This window comes from Shewanella sp., from assembly GCF_041630135.1.
Taxonomy (GTDB): domain Bacteria; phylum Pseudomonadota; class Gammaproteobacteria; order Enterobacterales; family Shewanellaceae; genus Shewanella.
In genome coordinates, this window is record NZ_JBFKLW010000042.1 from 1 (window position 1) to 20,535 (window position 20,535).

The window sequence follows — 20,535 nt, forward strand, 5'->3', positions numbered from 1 at the left end:
CCTGCGGCTTGATTTCGGCCTTGCCTTCGGGGCGGGCGCTAAGCTCAAGTTCAGTCTCGCTGAGCTTATCGTCGGCAAAATAGCTCACCCGCACCTTATCGCCGGGTTTGAAGTCAGCCAGACGTTTATCAAAGCCGTCGGAGGTGACCTTCAAACCATTGATAGCAAGAATTTCATTGCCCGCCACCAGACCGGCTTTCCAGGCATTGCCGCCACGGTCCAGCGTCTGGATCTTGAGGCTGCTTTGGATAAAGCCGGGGTATGGCTTTTGTTTGCCCTCTTTACCATAAGCAAGCTTAAGGCCCGCTCGGGACAAGAGTTCATCGAAATCAAGTATCAGCGGGCTGTCGATATTGGCATGCCACCAGGAAGCGTAATCCTTGCCTGTCAGTGACTTCAGAATGCCTTTGACATCAGATTCTGTGTAACCCTTTGGCAGGGCAAAGTCCTTGTACAGATTGCGGTGTACGTCGCGGTAGGAGTGCTTGAGTTTAGTATCGCTGAGAATGGCCATATCCAGCGCCAGCGACGCCATGTAACCCTCGGAGTAAATATTCACGCTGTGATTATGGGCATAGTCGCCGCCCTTGGCCACCCACTGCCCCACACTCGCCTCGGCCACCGACTGGATTTCACGGCCGGGGGTGTGCTGGTGCCTGTCGATACGGGTGGCAATGTCTTCCAGAAGCTCCTTGGGCGTAATCACGCCGGCACGGGCCAGCAGCTGATGCTGGAAGTAGCTGGTGGAACCTTCGGCCATCCACAGCAGGCTGGTCATGGCTTCATTTTGATAGTCGTAAGGCACCAATCCCGCCGGACGGTAGGCTTTCACGTTCCAGGTATGGATAAATTCGTGAGAGGCGGTGGAGATAAAGCGGATGTAGTCCTTTCGCTCGCGGAACATAAAGCGTGGCAGCTGGATCACCGTTGAATTGAGGTGCTCGGTGGCGCCGCGGGCACCACTGGTAGCATGCACCATGTAGACATAACGCTCAAACGGAAAGCCATCCCAGATGGCATTGGCCTGGGTGCCAAGCTTGGTCAGGTCGGTCACCATCTGCCCGAGGTCATAATTGCCCTCACCCCACACCACCAGCTCATAATCGCGACCTGCGGATGAAAACGTTCTGTGGTGGCTGATACCGGTTTCGATGGGTGAATCCACCAAAACATCGTAATTGGGCGCCACAAAACTGTGGGGGGTATTACCACTGTGCATGCCGGAGTGGCTTTGCCAGCCATCCGGCACTTTCATGGTGACAGTCACTTCATCATCACGAAAATGAGGGCTGTACATAAAGACACTACTGGCATCCAAATAAGCATGGGTTGCATCTATGTGGCGGGTGCGCTGCCCAAGTTCATCGGCATAAAGCTGGTAGCTCACGCTCACCTTGCTGGGTTTGGCAAGCTGGATAACCCACTCACCACTGGCGTTTCGCTGCCACGGCAACTCCTGACCATTTTCATCCACGGCCACAAAGCGGCGCACCCCGTCCGCCAGCGGTAATTCCTGATATTTACCGGTGCGCCATACCGGCAGGTTCACACTGAAATCACCGGCGGCTACCTGAGGAAATATCACTTCCACCTGCGCCAGATGATGGGTAGGCGAAGTCAGATCAATCTGGTAATCCACCCCGGCCCAGGCTGAGCTCGCCAAAAAAAGTGACAGGGGTAAAAAGGCCGTTATCTTTTGTTCCACTCTGTTGTCCTTATAGGTATGATGGAATACTTAAAAAGGGTTTGAGTATAACAAGACTACCAACGCCGCTCATCCCGATGTCACATATGCTGACAATTTCCCGATGCAAGCAGGGAAAGCTTAAGCGAAGAGAAATATATGCGCCTAATTTCTTTAGTATTTTTAATATTACTATTTATTTTATCCCCTTTATCTTCAGCAAAAGACCTTAAGTCTGAAGAAATACAACTGAGAGAAAACCCACAGCAAGTCCTGGACCGCATCTCAGCTGCACTTGCCCTTCCTGATACACCGCTGACATCTTTGGAGCAAATGAGTACCTACTCCCGCGGGCAGGGTTTATCCCCGCAGGAATTCACCGAGCTTTTGATTGTTATTGCACGCGCCAATTTACAAACCAATGTCAGCAATAAAAACAAGGTGGCAGATCTGGATATCATCCTGGGCACCCTTGAAAACACCGCGACAACGCCCTATCAGAAAGCCATGTTTCTAATGCTGAAAGGTCGAAAAATCGCGCGTTTGGAACTGCGTTTTGAAGATGCTGCCAATTTTTTCATTCAATCACTGACAATGGATCAGGAGAGCCAGACACTGGAGTCGCAGCTGCTGCGAATGAACCTGCACGATCAGCTTGGAGGCATGTATTTACTTATTAATCAGGATGTAACAGCACTGGTTCATCTGCAGAAATTTCGTGACAGTGCCTACCAACTCAGAAATGACTATCTGATTGCTACAGCAGAAGCCGAACTTGGCAAGTACTACATAAAAAAACAGGAGCTGACTAAGGCACTGCAACATTACGCTGAAGCATTAAGGTTGTCCGATGGCGCTGCACACCCATTTCAAAGAGCATTTTTGCAGATGCAGCTGGCCAGGGTTTACCGGGACCTGAATCAAAGTTCCGATGCACTGGTACACGCTCACGATGCTGCTGAAGCCTTCACCCACCTCGGTCAGGACAGTTATTTGTCGAACACGCTGACCGTGATTGCCACAACTCACGCCAGCAATAAAGAATGGAACAAAGCCATCGACTATTATCTCAATGCCCAGCAGGTGGATAGGCGCAGTGAAAACTTTTCGGCCCTGGCGCGCAATTTTCACAATCTGGGAGAGGCCTACAGCAAGATAGGTGAAAACACCCAGGCGCTGAGTTATCTGATGCAGGCCAATCAGATGTTCAGTGAACGTAAAATGAAACACTTCCTGGTGGAAAACGAAGCCTTGCTGGCAGAAGTCCACTGCAAAACAGGCAGCTGGTCTGACTGCATAACACATGCCGACAAGGCTCAGCTGTTGGCAGAAGAGCAATCCCTTGATGACGTATACATCAGAGCGCTACAGCAAAAAGTGTTGGCCGCTCAGGCCGAAGGCAATTTCAAGGCAGCGATGACACATCAGAACGCTATCATTGAACTGCTTGGCAAGTCCCATGCCCCCATTTCTAATGACCCCGATACATCAACCTTAACCGAACAAAAACTTAAACTCGATTTGCACCAAAAAATTCAGCAGTTGGAAAACGCCAGCACCAGTTTGCGGGAAAGAACCGTATTGGCAGCAGGAACGCTGCTGCTGGCCTTTATATTGGCCACGGTAGCAAGCCATTATCGCCGGTCAAGATTAGAGATTAAAACTCAGTTCGATACCCTGAAAAACCTTCTTCCCCTCGATGCAGTAACCGGTCATAAAGGTATCCGGGCCTTACACCAAACACTGGACAAAGACGACATCAAGGCTCTGGCGCTGTTGAGAATACCCAGCCTTTGCGAAGCCGACATTCATCTGGGCCAGCAACGCATGGTGGATATGACGCTCAGTAGCGTTACCAGACTCGAATCCCTGCCTGGCATTGCTGCGTTTACATTGCGTCCGGGCTTGATAGCCCTAACGCTGAACGCACACATTCAGGAGGCAGATGCACTGCTGTTTAACATCAGAGAAAATCTGCGTGACATAAACGGTTGTCTGCAGCTCAGTTTTATCAATTTACCACTGCTGCCCAATCCGGAATTATCCATTGCCAACAACATCCATCTTGAAGTACTGCAAATGGCGTTGGCGGGTATCGACTCCCTTTCAGAACAGAAAGACACTTATCTAGGTTTCAGGGCGCTGGACTTTACGCCATCCGCGGTGTTCAGCCAACCCTTGTATTTGCACCTGGAAAAGAGTATCGGTCGTGGATTGGTGCGCATTGACACCAATGCAGACAAAGAAAACATCGTGTGGCCACGCTGGCAAATATCAGCAGAATCTGAAAGCGTCATTTCTGATGTGACTTAGCTATCAAAAATGCCTTTGTCACATTGCGACATCATTTGCACAATTCAGTGATTGCTATACCATTAAAACCAATAGGCATGAAGCCGAATTAGCGTGCGCCAGAAAGGCGCAGTAAATCAGTCAGGAAAGCATTCTGCATGAAGGATTCCAACGAGGCGATTACCCAAATCACCTTACTCAAACAGAAGCTCCATTCTGCCAAAGTGGCATTGGACGAACTGAATGAAGACCGCAACACCAAGTTGCAGACATTGCTGCAGTTTATTGGCCATCTCAGTTTAGCCTGCAAAGGCCAGAATCTTGAACTGGACAACAAACTGGCCAAGCTGCGTCATCAGCTGTCCACCTTTGACAAACTCGATGATGCCCTGCCTGAACTGGTAGAGGTGGAGCGCCTGCTTAAGGGCCAATACCACCATGTCATGGCTCAGTTAGAGGACAGCCGCGCAGGCCTCAGCCGTGTTATCCGCCAAATTCAACGCGTTGACTCAGCTCCGGATAAACTGAAACGAGAAGTCAGTTACTATAAGCAAGACTTGTCCAAACCGCTGCACACAGTTTGGGAATATATCCCCAAGGTTGAACAACTTATCAGCTTTTACGAAGCCATTCTTGCGCAACAGTTTCAAAGTAGTGAGAAGCTCAGCGTAATGCCGAAGCATCGCCAGCTTGGTCACGAACTGGCACAAATAATCTCTGAAATTGAATTTCGTAAAGACCAGCGCGACCAGGTGCTGGTTATCAAGGAAATGCTATCAGGTGAAATTGACGTTGATGGCCTGCTTGATGCTTATCAAACCATTTTGTCATTGCTGCTAGACAATATCGCCCGCGAAAAAAGCGCTTCGCAGGAATTCCTTTACGCCCTCAATGACGCACTGTCTGCAGTACGTGAGGTTGTCAGCGATTCTTACAATCACGCTCAGCGCAGCCACCAGCTCAAGCACCAACTGAACCGCGAAATCAATACCCGGGTAGATAACGTCGGCGAAGCAATTATAGATATCGAAGATATTGTGACCCTGAAAAGCCAGATAACTGAGCAACTCTCCAGTTTGCGCTCTGCGCTCGCCCGCAAAGAAGCATTGGAGCAAAGGGAACAGGCACTCCTTCGCAAATCTATGGAAACCATGCGTAAAGAGCTGAATGAACTCTCAGAAGAAGCCAGCAACTACAAAGAGCGCTTATTCGAGCAGCAAAAGCTGAACCTGCTCGACAGCCTGACCCAATTGCCCAACCGCGCCGCACTTGAAGAGCGAATGGAGCAGGAATACCGGAACTATCAACGTCACAAACACCCACTTTGGGTCGCCGTGGCCGATATTGATCACTTTAAGTCAATCAACGACAACTTTGGTCACAGCACCGGGGATAAAACCCTGCAGGTAATCTCCATGGCACTGAAAAATTCGCTGCGTGATACCGAGTTCGTGGCGCGTTACGGCGGTGAAGAATTTGTTATGCTGATCCCTGAAGTGTCGGCTACAGATATTGAGCAACTGCTGAACCGAGTGCGTGAAAAAGTAAAAAACATTCCATTTAAATTTAAAAATCAGCGAATTACAGTTACAGTATCTATAGGGGCCGCCCGAATCATGGATAATGAGCTCATGCACGAAACCTTCGAGCGAGCCGACGCAGCCCTCTATAAAGCCAAACATGAAAGCAGAGACAGGGTGGTCATAGATAGCTAACCCTGTGGGAGTTCAGCAACGCCTGTCACTGCTTAAGGAGTTGCTATGATTGTGAAAGTCAGCCCCCGCGGCAGTATGGATCAACTGTCCCAACTGGAAGTCGACCGCCTCAAGCAAAGTGCCAAAAGCCCGCTTTATCAACTCTACCGCAACTGCTCCCTGGCCGTGTTGGCCTCGGGGCTGAAAAGCGATAGTTCAACCGAACTGTTTGAGGCACACAAAGACTTTGAAATCAATATTCTGCAACGTGAGCGAGGTGTGAAACTCGAGTTAATCAACCCGCCTGCTCAGGCTTTTGTTGACGGCCAGATTATCGCCGGGATCCAGGAGCATCTTTTTTCGGTATTGAGAGATATCCTCTATATTGCCGACAAGTACGATAACCTCAAACATATCAACCTTACCAACGCCAGCCATATTACCAACGTAGTATTTGATATTCTGAGGAACGCGCAGGCCCTGCCCACCAAGAATGACCCCAATGTGGTGGTCTGCTGGGGCGGGCACAGTATCAACGCCATCGAGTATCAATACACCCGCGAAGTGGGATATCAGCTGGGGCTCAGGAAACTGGATATCTGCACCGGCTGCGGCCCGGGTGCAATGGAAGGCCCCATGAAGGGTGCCGCCATTGGTCATGCCAAACAGCGCATATGTAACGCCCGTTATATCGGCCTCACAGAACCGAGCATTATCGCCGCTGAACCCCCCAACCAGATAGTCAACGAGCTGGTGATCCTGCCGGATATTGAAAAGCGTCTGGAAGCCTTTGTGCGCCTTGGTCACGGAATTGTGATTTTCCCCGGCGGTGCCGGCACTGCAGAAGAACTCTTATATCTGCTGGGCATTTTGCTGAACAAGGCCAACCAGAATATCCCCTTCACTTTGGTACTCACAGGCCCCAAAGAAAGCGCCGACTATTTTACAAAGATTGATGAGTTTATTGCTGCCACCCTGGGCAGCGAAGCACAAAGCAAGTACCGCATCATAGTGGATGACCCAGAAGAAGTAGCCAGAGTGATGAAAGAGGGCATGGAAGAGGTCAAAATATTCCGCAAAACCAATGGCGATGCCTATCCCTATCAATGGTCACTGAAAATTGAACCCGAATTCCAGCTGCCATTTGTTCCGACTCACGAAGTCATGGCAAATCTGCATTTATTTTTTCAGAACAACAAGGCAGAGCTTGCCGCACATCTGCGACGCGCTTTCTCAGGCATTGTTGCCGGGAACGTCAAAGGCGAAACTATCAGACTCATTAAACGTCATGGGCCATTCGAACTCAAAGGAGACCCCAAACTGATGGTGCTGATGGATGAGTTACTGCAAGCCTTTGTTGTGCAGCAGCGGATGAAGCTTCCCGGCAGCATCTATGAGCCTTGCTATAAGATTGTAAAATGAACCGACTGTTAATAATCGATGGCCTGAACCTGACCCGACGCATCCATGCGGCTTTGCCTGATGAAGCCGACATGGACGGCCTCTATGAACGGGTTACCCTAGCCTGTCGTAAACTGCTGCGTGGCCATAATCCAAGCCACTGCGCCATTGTCTGGGATGGCGATGCCGTATCCTGGCGCAAACACCTCTATGAAGATTACAAAAAGGGCCGAAAACCCATGCCCGCCCCCCTTGCCAAGGGACTCGCGGGACTGAAAACCGCATTGGCTGAGATTCAGGTGCACTCGGTCAATGCCGAGTCAGAAGCGGATGACGTTATTGCTACCCTCGCCTGCAAGCTGGTTGCCAGCGGTGGTGAGGCAATCATTGTCTCCACCGACAAGGGACTGCTGCAGCTGATGTCGCCCCATATTCGCCAATGGGATCACTTTAACCAGCAGTTTATCGATATTGAAGCCTTTGAGGCCAAGCTTGGCATTGAGCGTCATCAACTGCTTGATTACATTGCGCTGTGTGGCGACAGCGGCAATAAAATCCCCGGCATTCCCGGCATAGGCCCCAAATCCGCCAGCGAGCTGTTACGCACCTATCGCAGTCTGGCGAACCTTTATCACTCTCTGGGCACCCTGGGCAGTCGTCAGGCCAACAAACTCAGGGACGGTCGCGATATGGCACGACTGAGCTATAAACTGGCCAGGCTACAAAACAACATGCCTCTGAACCTTAAACTGAGCGAGCTCAGAGTCACGCCAGAGTGAAGCCTTCTTTACAGGACGATTTTGTAACAATTGCTACATAGCGTTTACCCAAAACAGCTGTTGCAGTATCTTTATCGTCATTATTAGCACTACCGATGCAAAGACCGGAAAGTGGTACAGGAAGGATCAGAGTATGAAAGGAAAAGCTCCAGTTGTGATTGGCTCGGTGTTTGCCGGCTATCTGGCGTTTGTGGGTGTTGTTGCTATAGGTTATGAGCCAACGCCAGACGAAATGGATTGGGAAGACAGGCAACTATTCAACAGTAAAGTGCTGGCCGGACTCGAGATTGGCCAGGATATGAACCAGGTGCGCCAAATGATGGGATCACCGGATTTCAGCGAAGCCAAAACAGTCAAAGATGGCGCCTTGCAGGTGCTGTTTTATCGTACCCACCACGTGAAGGGGGACGGCAAAACCACCAGGAATGAATGCACACCACTGCTTTTCCGTGATAACCAGCTTATTGCCTGGGGGACAGATACCTATAAGCAGTATCTTGACCCGGAACCAACCGGCATTTAACACCCCATTTTAAAATAATAAGCCGCCCGATGGGCGGCTTATTATTTATGGCAGGCCTAGTGAGCTTTATCGTATTCCTGATAAGGCTCACCCTGTTTAATCCAGGCGGGTGCCGCAGCCCCTTTCAGATAATAGTCGAAATACTCTTTCATGCGGATACTGTAATCCAGTTTGTTGCCATACTGTTTGAGGTGATGTGGTTCCCCCTCATATTGCAGCAGCACAACATCTTTACCGGCACGACGCATTGCCAAATATAACTCAACGCCCTGCTCCCAGGGCACCGCATCGTCTTTATCACCGAACATTATCATCATCGGCGTCTTGATACGATCAGCGTAAAACACCGGCGAATTTTCCACATACTTGAGTGGTGCCTGCATCAAGCTTTCGCCAATCCGGCTCTGACCGGTTTCATACTGGAATTGACGCGCAAGGCCAGTGCCATGGCGAATACCACTGTAGGCACTGGTCATGTTGCCCACAGGCGCTCCGGTTACTGCAGCGGCAAAAATATTGGTCTGGGTCACGGCAAAGGCTGTTTGATATCCGCCCCATGAATGGCCCTGAATGCCCACAGCCTTGGGATCGGCAATGCCCATCTCTATCAGCTTTTGCACGCCGGATGTCAGTGCCTGCACCGAGCTGTTACCGGGGTAACCAATCTCAAAGCGAATGTCCGGCAGGAACACCGCATAGCCCTGATCCGCATACCAGGCAAAGTTGGGTCTGTGGTTAATGCGCATATCAGGAAAGGCGTGCAAACGATCGCTCATAAAACGATAGAAATACACCAGCACCGGATAGCGCTTTCCGCTCTGGTAACCAGCGGGCTTGATCAGCACCCCATCCAGCGGCTTGCCATCAGTATTAGTCCAGTGAACCAGCTCAGCCTTACTCCAGGCAAACTTGTCGCGCTGGGCATCGAGGCGGGTGAGCCGCTCGAAATCGCTGATATCATCCACATCGGCGCTATAAAGATCCGGATACTTATCAAAGCGCTCACGACTGAATATGAGGGTGTCGGCCTTTTTGGCACGGGCCAGTACATGCAGCTTTTCATCCTTGGCAAACAGTGCTTTAACACCGTTCTTGCCCACCTGAACCCGGTAGAAACCATCGGCTTTGGTGCGCTCACTGTAGCCTTGCAGTAATAGTTGCTGATCGGCCTTCACCGTAGCGGGCTGTTCATCTTTAGCCTGATACAGCCCTTCTACACGGTAGCTGATCCCATCCTGGCGGCCATCGGTAAGTTTCAACGCCGCAGCACCAGCCTGAGTACCCAGTTGCCAGATATCGTACTTGTCGTACACCAACAGTGCCGACTCGTCAGCAAGCCAGGGGCCAAAACCGTAACCCGGCGCCTCAGAGGGATAATCATGATCTTCGTCGGCAAAAGGCACGTTCAGCGAGACTGTCAGGCTTCTTTCTATGCCACTTAGCGTATCCCACAGTTGCACCTGTCCATCACGGAAAAAAGCAGCGAAGCGGCCATTGGGCGACACCACAGGTTCGCTGTTCGATGGCTGACGTTTGGCTATCAGGTGGCGCTCACCGTCCAGAGTATCGACCAGATAGAAATCACTGAAAAAGCCTGCCCAGGTGATTTCCTTCAGATAGGGTTCGCTGGATTTTGCCATCACAAAACGGCCAAATTCGAGGGTATCCACTTCCGGTATATCTGGGGTTGCCAGCTGCACCACCTTGTTTTGACCAAGGTGCCACACTGCTGTCAAAGTTTGCGTTTTCTGTTTTTCAAAGGTTTTGATTTCATGGGGCTTAATGCGGGGGTCTTCGCCATGCCATAGCTTAAGACCGCGACTGTCACGGATGGTAGCCTCATCCAAAAGGTCAGCCTCGGTTTTAAACGCCTTAAGCGACAGCACCTTACTTACTTCTGGCACAGTGCCGAAGAAAATTCGCTCACCGTCTTTGGAAAACGCCATACCGGAGTAACGATTAAGCGGCCAGTCTTGTGGATGCACGGCAAATTTTACATTGCCGCTGCCATCAACCAGCCCCAACCGGTAGCTTCGCTCTTCAATGCGGGTGTCTGCATTACCTGCGCTGAAAGCAAACTGGCTGCCATCGGGGCTAACTGCCAATGCGCCAAGCTGCTCGGTAGCTGATTCGAAGCGCGCGCTGGCGTCCAGAGTGCTCAGTGATACCGCCATCAGGCTGTGACGGGTATTGGCGATATCATTGATAAGCAAAGCCGCTGTGTTACCTTGTTTATCAAATGCATAGGCGGTGACATCGTTAAATTCGACCTGTTTACCTGACGCCAGCGCCAACAGTGTTAAATTGCTGCCCTCATCAGCCTTATCTATTTTGGGCTTTTTGGCCTCATCAATCTTGGCAGTTTGCTCTGTTATCTTGCTATTGGCTTCAGCCTTGGCTGCGGTGTCAGCGGCTTTGTCGTCGTCCTTTTCCTTGTCTTTCTTTTCATCCTCTGGCTCAAACCAAATGGCCAGCACCTTGCCGCTGTCGTCAAAGGCAAACTCTTTCACCCGCTCGAAGCGCTGCTCTCTGCCGGACGCGACCTCCACCAGCACCATGCCTGCCTTGAGCTTCTTTTTGGCTTTGGCATCACTGGTTTCTTTGGCAAGCAGGCTTGGCTCAAGCTTCATGGCCACATAACGGCCATCGGCACTGACAAGTGGCTCTGAAGCACCGGCAATACTGAGTTCCGGTTTACCTGTTGTGCCTTTAATAAGGGTGCGGCTATCGCCCCTGTCAGGTGCAACTTCCACCGCCAGCAGCTTGCCGTTGTCGGCCAGCACAGGTTTTTTAAGCGATTCAAATTGCATGATGTCCTGCACCGTCATTTTACCGGGCGATGCAGCCATCGCGGGTAAACTGAGGGGAAGACCGAGACTGGCGGCGCCTGCGAGCGCACAAAAGAGTCTTGAAGGCTTCAAGTGTCGTCCTCTTCTACATTGTTATTCGACTAAAGTAGACTTTTTAAGGCTTAGGGTTTGAATCATCTTTCTTAGCCTTGATTTATGCAAATTAGCCTACAGAAAAAACCGAGCTATTGCTCACCTTTTCCTGTGAAAAATGTATAAAAGTGTTTAAACTAAACTAGACATAAATCACATAATTCCAGTCATGTTTCCCCCTGTGGAAACCGACAATTGCAGTAACCACCAACCGTGGAAGGAATATCCATGTCCAAAAGAACGATTACCGTGATCCCAGGTGATGGGATTGGCCCAAGCATCATCGACTCCGCCCTGAAAATTCTCGACAAAGCGGGTTGCGATTTCGAATATGAATTTGCCGATGCGGGTCTGACGGCTTTGGAAAAGCACGGTGAACTGCTGCCTCAGCGTACGCTGGATCTTATCGAGAAGAACCGTATTACCCTGAAAGGCCCCCTGACAACGCCAGTGGGAGAAGGCTTTACCTCCATCAACGTGACTCTGCGCAAGAAATTCAGCCTGTACGCCAACGTGCGTCCTGTGATTTCTTTCAAGGGCACTCAGGCCAGATACGACAATATCGACATCATTACTGTCCGTGAAAATACCGAAGGCATGTACTCAGGTTACGGTCAGAAGGTTTCTGATGACGGCACTACTGCCGAAGCTACCAGCATCATCACCCGCCAGGGTGCTGAGCAGATCACTACTTTCGCCTACGAGCTGGCCCGTAAAGAAGGCCGTAAGAAGGTGACTATTGTACACAAGGCCAACATCATGAAGTCTACCTCAGGTTTATTCCTGAAGGTGGCTCGTGAAGTCAGCCAGCGTTACCCCGACATCACCACCGAAGAAATGATTGTGGACGCCACCTGTATGAAGCTGGTGATGAACCCTGAAAACTTCGATGTGATTGTAACCACCAACCTGTTTGGCGACATCCTCTCGGATCTGTGTGCCGGTCTGGTGGGCGGTCTGGGTATGGCGCCCGGAGCCAACATTGGTGCCAGCGCCGCCATCTTCGAAGCGGTGCACGGCAGCGCCCCTGATATCGCCGGTAAAAACCTGGCTAACCCAACCTCAGTGATCCTGGCCTCTGTACAGATGCTGGAATACCTGGGCATGGCAGACAAAGCTGCGGCCATCCGCAACGCCGTATCCGCGGTGATTGAAGAAGGCGACCGTACAACCCGCGATTTGGGCGGCACTCACGGCACCACCGACTTCACCCAGGCGGTACTCGACAGACTCTGATCTGTACCCAGTACCCCCTTTAGAAAAGGATGAGCTCAGCTCATCCTTTTTTGTTTCCATCATCTGAACTTGTGGCGCTCCAATCCGAATGCGATAGCGCCTTGGCATAAACAGATGATTTACACAGTGCCTTCGACAATATGGCAGCGTTGGCTTATCAAATTTTAAATGTTGTGTTATTAAAACTCTTATTCTCAATTAGTATTTTAAAAAAAAGAAAAGGCATAACCCATGACAGCCCAAGGAGCTTTTGAGGTAAAGCTGGAGCCGCAGCAGGATACTGACGCCCCTGCAGGCAGAATGGTCATCCGCAAAAAATACCGCGGTGATTTGGTCGGTGTTGGCATTGGCCAGATGATTAGTAAAAGGACCGCTGGCGGCACTGCAGCTTATTCGGCGGTAGAAGAGTTTTCGGGCTCAGTTGCGGGCAAGCAAGGTTCCTTTACTCTGATCCACTCCGGCTTTATGTCCGCCGATAGGCAAACGCTGGACATTTATGTGCTGCCAGGCTCGGGGACCGATGAACTTGTCAGCATTTCGGGCACCCTGGAGATTATCCAGAAAGAGGGAACTCACTCATATATCTTCCACTACCAGCTTTAATCGGCCGTAAGTAAAAACAACAGCACAAGTTGAAAAAGAAACCTGAACCAATAAAAAAGCGCCAGAAGGCGCCTTTTTATCAAATTGGCAGTACTGCTCATTAAATCCAGGGAGAGCTGGGCTTCAACCACAGGTGCACTGTCACTTCATCGCGGTCATGATACAGATGCTTACAGGCCAGATGAAATTCAGGAACGCCGTTTTCTTTGAGGATGGCATGCATGTTGGCGAGGATCTGCGATACCTCCTTATAGCGGCTCTTCATCGGCAGCTTGAGGTTAAAAATCGCCTCCTTAAACCACCCCTGAATAGCCCAGTATTCCATCAGCTCAGCGACCCGAGCAGGCTTTTCCACCATGTCGCACACCAGCCAATAGATATTGCGGCGGGCGGGCTCAAACTTAAAGCCATCGGCACGGTGATGAGTAACCTGTCCGGTTTCCATCAAATCGTGATTCATAGGGCCATTGTCGATGGCGTGTACCATCATGCCACGGCGCACCAGCTGATAAGTCCAACCACCGGGGCATGCCCCCAGATCGACGGCATTGAGGCCACTTTGAAGGCGGGTTTCATGCTCTTCCCGTGGGATGAAGTGAATAAAAGCTTCATCAAGTTTCAAAGTAGAGCGGCTAGGTGCATCAGCCGGAAATTTAAGCCGCGGGATGCCCATATAGTGCGGTGAGCTGTTATGTGACAACGAATAGCCCGCATAGGCCTTACCGGGACCGATAAAGCACACATGCACAATGGGGCGACGTGGGTTTTCTTTATCAAGCAATATGCCTTGCTTACGCAGTGACTGACGCAGGGGCACGGTAAACTTGCGGCAAAATGCCGATAACTCCTTGGCCTCGTTGGTGTCCGGTGTTTCAACTCTGAGTTCTCCACCGCGGGACACTTCACCCAGAGCGGCAGTCAGCGGGCTTACCCGGTCTTCTGCCGGTAAGTCACTCAAGAGGTCGCCGCAGGCGAACATTTGACGGGCAAAAATCAGGGAGTCCAGCGGCAGCTCAGCAGCCAAACGGTCGCCATCATCGTCAGCAAACCCCTGAAACACTACAAAGGCTTCATCACGATTGGCTTTTACAAAGCCCCCAACACCGAGTTCAGCGGCACGTTGCTGAATTTCCGCAGCACAGTCTTTCTCATAACCGGCGCGACAGTATAAAAACAGGTTTTTCATTGCAGTTATTGGTTGCCGTTGTTTATTGCACTTAAATTAAAACAGCCTTGCATCTCACAGAGCAAGGCTGCCTGAATTGAATTTGTACGCAAGTATACCAGCTTATTCGCCGTCGATAACTCTGTTACGCCACACAGCAGTGCCCAGCAGCAACCAGCCCACTAAAAAACAGGTACCTCCCAGAGGAGTAACAGGTCCCCACCATTTGGAGCCTGTCAGCACCAACGCATACAGCGAGCCTGAAAACAGCGCCATGCCGGCGATAAAGAAACCCGCCGCCCAACCGAGCAGCCGCGACTTGATGAAGTGCCAGGCAAATGCCACCGCTATGATGGCAAAGGTGTGGTAGAACTGGTATTCCACAGCAAGGTTAAACACGGCTACCATCTCAGCTGATACCAGATTTTTAAGTCCATGGGCACCAAAGGCCCCCAGCGCGACGGCGAAAAAGCCACTGACAGATGCAAACAAAAACAGACCTCTATTCACCTTGTATCCTCTTTCCCGCTAATCAGTTAATCGCTAACGCCTTATTTCATAAACCCGAAACATGCCTCGGCGGCTGCCGCCAGATTAGCTTCTTCAGTGTATCCTGACGATTTGCGTGGTTTCAGGCTGTGATCCCCGTCCGGGATCCATTCCACGGCGACCCGCTCAGGGATATCCCACTGAGCGAGCTGAGCCCTATTTCCAAAGCTGTCGCGCTCCCCCTGAATAATCATCAGCGGCGCCCTGCACTGCTGCAATGGCTCCAGTCTTACCTCTTTACCCTTGGGCGGCAAAAAGGGATATCCCAGACAGACCACGCCGGCGAGTTTGGCGGCAATGGTCTCGTCGCCAGCTACTATAGCAGCCATACGACCGCCCATGGACTTTCCCAGCAGGAAGAATTTGTCAGGGGCAAAGACCGCATTGACAAGAGTAATTGCCTCGTTAAAGCATTCCAGCAGCGCAGGAGCCCTATTGGGCGGCCTGCGTTTGCCATCTATCAGGCGCTGCTGCATATAGGGAAAGTTAAAACGCACCAGGGTCACACCTTTATCCGAGAGCAGCCTGGCCATGGCCACCATAAAATCAGAATCCATATCTGCCCCGGCACCGTGGGCAAACAGCACCAGTGTCTTCGGCTTATCCTGCGGGCCATCAACTTTGAACCAGTCAGGGAGTCTTGTTAGCGTCATCTGCAAACTTTCTCATTCATCCAATTGAACAAAGTACCAGCAGCTGCGCCATCAGCCGGGCAGCAGCTCACTGCGGGACTCTTCGGCAAACATGTCCAGCATCCACTCGCGGAAAGCCACAATCTTGCCAAGCTCGGCATGATTTTGCTGGCACACCAGATAGTAGGCATCTTTACTCACCAACACTTCCGGGAACGGCACCACCAGACGACCAGCCTTAATATCGGGGCGAGCCAGCACGCTGTAGCCAAGAGCCACCCCCTGACCATGAGCTGCCGCCTGCAATACCAGCGATGAGTGACTGAAGATGGGGCCCTGATTCACATTCACATCGGTGACACCGCACAAACGAAACCAGGCTTGCCAGTCATGGCGACTCATATCATGCAACAAGGTGTGATGTTTTAAATCCGAGGGTTTCTCAAGTGGCTTGGGGCCGGAAAGCAACATTGGCGAGCACACCGGAATAAGCACTTCGTTACGCAGCTTATCGGCTCTGAGCCCCGGCCAGTTGCCCTGACCATAATAAATCGCCACGTCAACATCGTCGGTAAGCGAGCCTTCCTCACTGTCCACCGCCTTGATACGCACATCAATTTCAGGATTCTTTTCACTGAACTTGGCAAGCCTTGGCACCAGCCACTGGATCGCAAAACTTGGCGACATGCTCACAGTAAGTGAGCCGATGGCACTGCGGGCCAGCAAACGGTCGGTCGCATCCGCCAGCTGAGTAAAGATATCTTTGATGTCGAGAAAATAGCTTTGCCCCTCTTCGGTCAATAGCAAAGAGCGGTTCTTTCGGCGAAATAATTTTAATCCCAAATAATCTTCCAACGCCTTTATCTGGTGACTGACAGCGGCTTGAGTAACATAGAGTTCTTCGGCGGCCCGGGTAAAACTCAGATGCCGTGCTGCCGCCTCAAATGCCTTCACGGCATTGAGTGGAGGAAGTCGTCTTGACATGGTGATCCCACTCTCGTTTTTTAATTAGTTTTTCTAATCCGCATTGTTACATTTTATCGTTTGTTAATGGAAGCGATTTTGAGTAAATTTTGCGCCAACAAACGAGATGGTCGGGCGGCTTCAAGTCGGAAAGAGCGCGCCTGGCGAGCGACCAAGATGTCGCAAATATTGCTGCCCGGAGGCGCCCCATGTTCAATCTGAAAACCGTATTTGCTTTTGCACTCTTTGCTTCGTTGTCAGCCAATGCCACCGAAACTGAAATCCTGTTCGATACCCAGGCTCTGCACGATTCCATCAGCGCTGAGATGAGCCTGAATATGGCTAACATCCATCAGGATCTGACAAACGATAAGCACGGCGACACCATACTGCTGGCCAGAAAAGAGGAAGCCAAGGACGAAAAGGCAGCTCCAAAAGCAGAATAAGCAGTCACAGCCCTTTGAATGACGGAAAAGCCGCACCCTTGAGTGCGGCTTTTTACTATTCTGAACCCAGCCTGGAACACGACAAAAAAAGCGGCCAACGGGCCGCTTTTATGTCGGCAGGAATTTAGGGACGATACACCTTCACATTGCTGTGGCCCTGCTCTTGCAGATAAAGGGCCTGCAACTTGCTCATAACGCCACGCTCGCAATACAAAAGGTAAGTCTTACTGGTGTCGAGGTCGGCAAAAGCGGTAGCCAGTCTGAAGAAAGGGATCACCTTAACTTCAACGCCATCCACCTCCAGCGGTCTGGCCTCTTCTTCTTCCGGGGCCCGAATATCGATGATGACCTCATTGCCCTCGGCAGCCGACACGGTTTCTGTCTCGGCAACGGCTTCGGCAGTGGAAATGGCGATATCGCGGATATCAATCACTTCAGCCTTAGCCAGCACTCTGTCCAGCAAATCTTCAGAGAACTTCTGCTCTTCCGCTTCCACCTTGGACAACACAGCTTTCACAGTGGGCCGCTGGGAAATCACACCGCAGTATTCTGGAATAGAAGCGGCAAAATCCTCGGTACCTATACGACGAGCTTCCTTGATAATGTCTGGCTTATCCATGGTGACAAGCGGACGCAGGATCAACAGGTCGGTACAGCGGTCAATCACATTCAGGTTGGTCAGGGTCTGGCTCGACACCTGCCCCAGACTCTCACCTGTGACCAGCGCCTGCACGCCCATACGGTTTGCCACTCGGGTTGCGGCGCGCATCATCATCCGCTTGAGCACCACGCCCATTTGGCCATTTTCGATGCGCTCAAGAATTTCAGTCACCACCTCTTCAAAAGGCACTGTCACGAATTTCACCTTGTGGGACTCGCCGTAGGTCTTCCACAGGTGATAAGCCACCTGCTTCACGCCGATTTCGTGCTGGGCACCACCGAGGTTAAAGAAGCAGTAATGGGTGCGGGAGCCGCGCTTGATAAACTGGAAGCTGGCCACTCCGGAGTCGAAGCCGCCGGAAATAAGCGATAACACATCTTCCTGAGCTGCAATAGGGAACCCGCCCAGGCCCTCAATACGACGACACACCATGTACAGCTTTTCACGGTCAATTTCGAGCTGAATAGTCATATCAGGGTCTTTAAGCTTTACACCCTTAGCTTCGGTAAACTGGTTCAGCCCACCGCCCACATAACGCTCCACCTCAATGGAAGTAAAACTTTGCTGCCCCGAGCGTTTAACCCGTACACAGAAGGTCTTATCTTTCAATGCATCTTTGTACACAGACAAGGCGTGCTGATAGATATCGTCAACGGTTTCGTAGTCAAATTCAGCTACTTCCAACACATGATGAATACCCGGGATGCAAGCCAGGCGCTCGGCAAACACTTCTGTCAGCTCGGGCTTGTCTTTGGGCACCTTCACCAGAATCTTGTCCCACTGGCGCTGTACCCGCGCGTCCTCATCAATTTTTTTGAGTACGTTACGGATATTGGATTCGAGCATCTTGGTAAAACGCATTCTTACCGGTTTGCTCTTTATCATGATTTCGGGATACAGCTTGACGATAAACTTCATGGGATTTCCAACAAAAGGTCAGCACTCGCGGCACGTTTTGGCGGCGAACACTATGGTTCAAACAAACAATCGCGGGATTATATCAAAAAGAGGCTGCGGGGGGCAGGGGCAAAAAACAAACCCGGCGCTGGCCGGGTTTGATAACAAAATCCACCGGGCTTAAGCTTAATTGGCCTGAGGTGGGTTAACCTCAATTTCGTCCGACTCCTTGGGTTTGCCCTGTTCAATGGCAATCTCTACCCGGCGGTTGCGGGCACGATTTTCGGCAGAGTCATTGGGCACCATGGGGTTGTTAGACCCCATTCCCACCACCTTCATACGACCGGCATCAAAGCCTTTCACCTTCACCAGTTCATGAGCCACCGACACGGCGCGCTTTGATGAAAGCTCCCAGTTTGAAGAATACAGCTCGTTGCTGATTTGCATATCATCGGTAAAACCCGAGACGGTAATGATACCGGGCACATCTTTAAGCAGCTCACCTACCGCACGAATAACCGGCCTGAATCTGGGTTGCAGGAAACCGGAACCCGAGCCAAAGGCGCCCTTTTCACGAATGCGGATAATAATTTGCTGCCCAAGCGATTCGATTTCAATGGCACCATCGACAATTTGCTCATTGAGTTGCTCGGCCATCTTTTTGACCTGCTGATTGATTTGATCCTGGGACGAGGCCGCATCGCTTTTCTGATTTTCCTGCTGAGTTTCCTGCGCAGTAGAAGATGCCTGACCTCCCCGCTGAGAACCTTGCTGTTGCTGCACACCGCCGGCACTGTCACTTTCCCCTTCCTGGAAGTCGAGGATAGGCTCGGTCATTTCGTTGGTTTGTTGGTTGATAATTTCAATTGGAGTTGGCTCAGGTTTACCGGGGCGAAACTCAAGCGCTATCACCGAAGTGCCCTTGGGAATATCCTTCACCTCCACCTTGTTTTGCACCCCAAAAGCGTACTTCATCGAACCGGCAATCTGCTTGAACTTCATCACGTCCATCTCAGAAAACGCCAACAGGAGTACAAAGAAGCACATCAGCAGCGACATCAAATCTGCAAAGGTAGCGAGCCACAGGGGCGCGCCTGGCGGTGGGCAGTTACACTTGGCCTTTGCCATGCGTTATTCCCCGTCGGTCGTATCTATCTTGCGGGATTTTTCCGCCAGATAATTCTTCAGAAAGCCCTCGATTACCCGGGGGTTCTGGCCATCCTGAATCGCAAGCACCGCATCCATAATAAGATTACGGTTAAGCATCTCCTCACCCATACGCAGCGACAACTTATCGGCAATGGGAATCGCAACCATGTTAGCGATTACGGCTCCGTACAAGGTGGTTAACAGGGCCACCGCCATGGAGGGGCCGATGGACTTGGGGTCATCCATGTTCGACAGCATGGCCACCAGACCAATCAGGGTACCAATCATCCCCATCGCCGGCGCCACATCACCGAAGGCTTTAAAAATACCGATACCAGTTCTGTGACGCTCTTCCGTCAGCGCTATATCTTTTTCCAGCGCTTCGCGCACCACGTCACCGTCATGGCCGTCCACCAGCATGTCGACCGCTTTTTGCATAAAGCTGTTGGATATCTGGGCTTCTTCCAGCGCCAGAAAGCCGCCTTTTCGGGCCGCATCCGCCATGGACACAGACTGCTCAATCAGCTCTTCAGGCTTGTCAATTTTGAACATAAAGGCTTTAACTGCAATCTTGGTGGCCCCGAAAAATTGTTTGAGGTTAAATTTCATCATCACCACAAACAAGGTACCGCCAAACACAATCAGCACCGAGGGCACGTCGATAAAGATGGCCAAACCACCACCAATTACCATAGCCATGACCACGAAGGCGAATGAGCCCAACAGTCCAATGAGGGTTGCTAAATCCACGGATGCTCCTTAAATACGCAGTCATGAGGGAATGGCGGCCAAGGGAAACGGCCATTCAGCCAGAAATAAGCTGGTCGGATGCCCTCTTATTACCAAATGGCAGGGACTTCACACACCGAACACTATTCTCAGTTATCGGACAGACCTTCGGCAAGTTTAGCGGCAATTT

General features: G+C 51.1%; 17 protein-coding genes. 8 read left to right on the forward strand and 9 right to left on the reverse strand.

Features of this window, described 5'->3' with window-relative positions; translation table 11 throughout:
• A partial coding sequence (locus ABYK60_RS12195) for a M61 family metallopeptidase (protein ID WP_372872297.1) occupies nucleotides 1-1,705 on the reverse strand: 1,705 nt, incomplete at its 3' end.
• Nucleotides 1,706-2,017: 312 nt separating this feature from the next.
• Between ABYK60_RS12195 and ABYK60_RS12200 the strand changes: the two genes are divergently transcribed.
• The 5 genes from ABYK60_RS12200 (at nucleotide 2,018) to ABYK60_RS12220 (ending at nucleotide 8,373) form a co-directional block, all read left to right on the forward strand.
• Nucleotides 2,018-3,997: a tetratricopeptide repeat protein gene (locus tag ABYK60_RS12200; protein ID WP_372872298.1), complete on the forward strand. Its 1,980-nt coding sequence runs from the start codon at nucleotides 2,018-2,020 to the stop codon at nucleotides 3,995-3,997.
• 137 nt (nucleotides 3,998-4,134) lie between these two features.
• On the forward strand, nucleotides 4,135-5,691 hold the full coding sequence (locus ABYK60_RS12205; RefSeq protein WP_372872299.1) for a diguanylate cyclase domain-containing protein: 1,557 nt from the start codon (nucleotides 4,135-4,137) through the stop codon (nucleotides 5,689-5,691).
• Nucleotides 5,692-5,736: 45 nt separating this feature from the next.
• A complete protein-coding gene (gene ppnN / locus ABYK60_RS12210; protein ID WP_372872300.1) occupies nucleotides 5,737-7,092 on the forward strand; it encodes a nucleotide 5'-monophosphate nucleosidase PpnN in 1,356 nt (451 codons plus the stop codon).
• Nucleotides 7,089-7,850, forward strand: coding sequence for a flap endonuclease Xni (xni, locus tag ABYK60_RS12215; protein WP_372872301.1), 762 nt, complete (start codon nucleotides 7,089-7,091; stop codon nucleotides 7,848-7,850). Before ppnN ends, xni begins: the two co-directional genes overlap by 4 nt.
• Nucleotides 7,851-7,983: 133 nt before the next feature.
• Nucleotides 7,984-8,373 carry a DUF3192 domain-containing protein gene (locus ABYK60_RS12220; RefSeq protein WP_372872302.1) on the forward strand — a complete coding sequence of 130 codons (390 nt, stop codon included), beginning with the start codon at nucleotides 7,984-7,986 and terminating at the stop codon, nucleotides 8,371-8,373.
• 56 nt (nucleotides 8,374-8,429) lie between these two features.
• Here the strand turns inward: ABYK60_RS12220 and ABYK60_RS12225 are convergent, their stop codons facing one another.
• Nucleotides 8,430-11,222: a prolyl oligopeptidase family serine peptidase gene (locus tag ABYK60_RS12225; RefSeq protein ID WP_372872324.1), complete on the reverse strand. Its 2,793-nt coding sequence runs from the start codon at nucleotides 11,220-11,222 to the stop codon at nucleotides 8,430-8,432.
• Between the two features lie 321 nt (nucleotides 11,223-11,543).
• Between ABYK60_RS12225 and ABYK60_RS12230 the strand changes: the two genes are divergently transcribed.
• Both ABYK60_RS12230 and ABYK60_RS12235 read left to right on the forward strand, forming a co-directional pair.
• Nucleotides 11,544-12,551: an isocitrate dehydrogenase gene (locus ABYK60_RS12230; RefSeq protein WP_372872303.1), complete on the forward strand. Its 1,008-nt coding sequence runs from the start codon at nucleotides 11,544-11,546 to the stop codon at nucleotides 12,549-12,551.
• 231 nt (nucleotides 12,552-12,782) lie between these two features.
• Nucleotides 12,783-13,154, forward strand: a complete 372-nt coding sequence (locus ABYK60_RS12235) for a DUF3224 domain-containing protein (RefSeq protein WP_372872304.1) — start codon at nucleotides 12,783-12,785, stop codon at nucleotides 13,152-13,154.
• Between the two features lie 100 nt (nucleotides 13,155-13,254).
• Here ABYK60_RS12235 and rlmM read toward each other — a convergent pair whose 3' ends face one another.
• The 4 genes from rlmM to ABYK60_RS12255 all read right to left on the reverse strand — a co-directional run bounded on the left by rlmM (nucleotide 13,255) and on the right by ABYK60_RS12255 (nucleotide 16,484).
• Nucleotides 13,255-14,340 (reverse strand): 23S rRNA (cytidine(2498)-2'-O)-methyltransferase RlmM, encoded by a 1,086-nt coding sequence (rlmM, locus tag ABYK60_RS12240; protein WP_372872305.1) that lies wholly within the window; start codon nucleotides 14,338-14,340, stop codon nucleotides 13,255-13,257.
• A 102-nt stretch (nucleotides 14,341-14,442) separates the two neighbouring features.
• The gene (locus tag ABYK60_RS12245) at nucleotides 14,443-14,829 is read right to left on the reverse strand and encodes a DUF423 domain-containing protein (RefSeq protein ID WP_372872306.1); all 387 of its coding nucleotides are present in this window, start codon (nucleotides 14,827-14,829) and stop codon (nucleotides 14,443-14,445) included.
• A 41-nt stretch (nucleotides 14,830-14,870) separates the two neighbouring features.
• Entirely contained in the window at nucleotides 14,871-15,521 is a 651-nt protein-coding gene (locus ABYK60_RS12250) for an alpha/beta fold hydrolase (protein WP_372872307.1), read from the reverse strand.
• A gap of 51 nt (nucleotides 15,522-15,572) precedes the next feature.
• The gene (locus ABYK60_RS12255) at nucleotides 15,573-16,484 is read right to left on the reverse strand and encodes a transcriptional regulator GcvA (protein ID WP_372872308.1); all 912 of its coding nucleotides are present in this window, start codon (nucleotides 16,482-16,484) and stop codon (nucleotides 15,573-15,575) included.
• A 188-nt stretch (nucleotides 16,485-16,672) separates the two neighbouring features.
• On the opposite strand from ABYK60_RS12255, the gene ABYK60_RS12260 reads away from it, so the two are divergent.
• On the forward strand, nucleotides 16,673-16,909 hold the full coding sequence (locus ABYK60_RS12260) for a hypothetical protein (protein ID WP_372872309.1): 237 nt from the start codon (nucleotides 16,673-16,675) through the stop codon (nucleotides 16,907-16,909).
• A 124-nt stretch (nucleotides 16,910-17,033) separates the two neighbouring features.
• On the opposite strand, the gene thiI is transcribed toward ABYK60_RS12260, so the two are convergent.
• From thiI to pomA, 3 genes are all read right to left on the reverse strand, one after another.
• Nucleotides 17,034-18,488, reverse strand: a complete 1,455-nt coding sequence (gene thiI / locus ABYK60_RS12265; protein WP_372872310.1) for a tRNA uracil 4-sulfurtransferase ThiI — start codon at nucleotides 18,486-18,488, stop codon at nucleotides 17,034-17,036.
• A gap of 165 nt (nucleotides 18,489-18,653) precedes the next feature.
• On the reverse strand, nucleotides 18,654-19,595 hold the full coding sequence (locus tag ABYK60_RS12270; RefSeq protein ID WP_372872311.1) for a flagellar motor protein MotB: 942 nt from the start codon (nucleotides 19,593-19,595) through the stop codon (nucleotides 18,654-18,656).
• Between the two features lie 3 nt (nucleotides 19,596-19,598).
• A complete protein-coding gene (pomA, locus tag ABYK60_RS12275) occupies nucleotides 19,599-20,366 on the reverse strand; it encodes a flagellar motor protein PomA (protein ID WP_372872312.1) in 768 nt (255 codons plus the stop codon).
• Nucleotides 20,367-20,535: the final 169 nt, after the last annotated feature.

Excerpts from the sequence above, each read along its gene's own strand:
- ABYK60_RS12200 (WP_372872298.1), top strand. The coding sequence starts at position 2,018 with ATGAGTACCTACTCCCGCGGGCAGGGTTTATCCCCGCAGGAATTCACC.
- ABYK60_RS12205 (WP_372872299.1), top strand. The coding sequence starts at position 4,135 with ATGAAGGATTCCAACGAGGCGATTACCCAAATCACCTTACTCAAACAG.
- ppnN (WP_372872300.1), top strand. The coding sequence starts at position 5,737 with ATGATTGTGAAAGTCAGCCCCCGCGGCAGTATGGATCAACTGTCCCAA.
- xni (WP_372872301.1), top strand. The coding sequence starts at position 7,089 with ATGAACCGACTGTTAATAATCGATGGCCTGAACCTGACCCGACGCATC.
- ABYK60_RS12220 (WP_372872302.1), top strand. The coding sequence starts at position 7,984 with ATGAAAGGAAAAGCTCCAGTTGTGATTGGCTCGGTGTTTGCCGGCTAT.
- ABYK60_RS12225 (WP_372872324.1), bottom strand. The coding sequence starts at position 11,222 with ATGGCTGCATCGCCCGGTAAAATGACGGTGCAGGACATCATGCAATTT.
- ABYK60_RS12230 (WP_372872303.1), top strand. The coding sequence starts at position 11,544 with ATGTCCAAAAGAACGATTACCGTGATCCCAGGTGATGGGATTGGCCCA.
- ABYK60_RS12235 (WP_372872304.1), top strand. The coding sequence starts at position 12,783 with ATGACAGCCCAAGGAGCTTTTGAGGTAAAGCTGGAGCCGCAGCAGGAT.
- rlmM (WP_372872305.1), bottom strand. The coding sequence starts at position 14,340 with ATGAAAAACCTGTTTTTATACTGTCGCGCCGGTTATGAGAAAGACTGT.
- ABYK60_RS12250 (WP_372872307.1), bottom strand. The coding sequence starts at position 15,521 with ATGACGCTAACAAGACTCCCTGACTGGTTCAAAGTTGATGGCCCGCAG.
- ABYK60_RS12255 (WP_372872308.1), bottom strand. The coding sequence starts at position 16,484 with ATGTCAAGACGACTTCCTCCACTCAATGCCGTGAAGGCATTTGAGGCG.
- ABYK60_RS12260 (WP_372872309.1), top strand. The coding sequence starts at position 16,673 with ATGTTCAATCTGAAAACCGTATTTGCTTTTGCACTCTTTGCTTCGTTG.
- thiI (WP_372872310.1), bottom strand. The coding sequence starts at position 18,488 with ATGAAGTTTATCGTCAAGCTGTATCCCGAAATCATGATAAAGAGCAAA.
- ABYK60_RS12270 (WP_372872311.1), bottom strand. The coding sequence starts at position 19,595 with ATGGCAAAGGCCAAGTGTAACTGCCCACCGCCAGGCGCGCCCCTGTGG.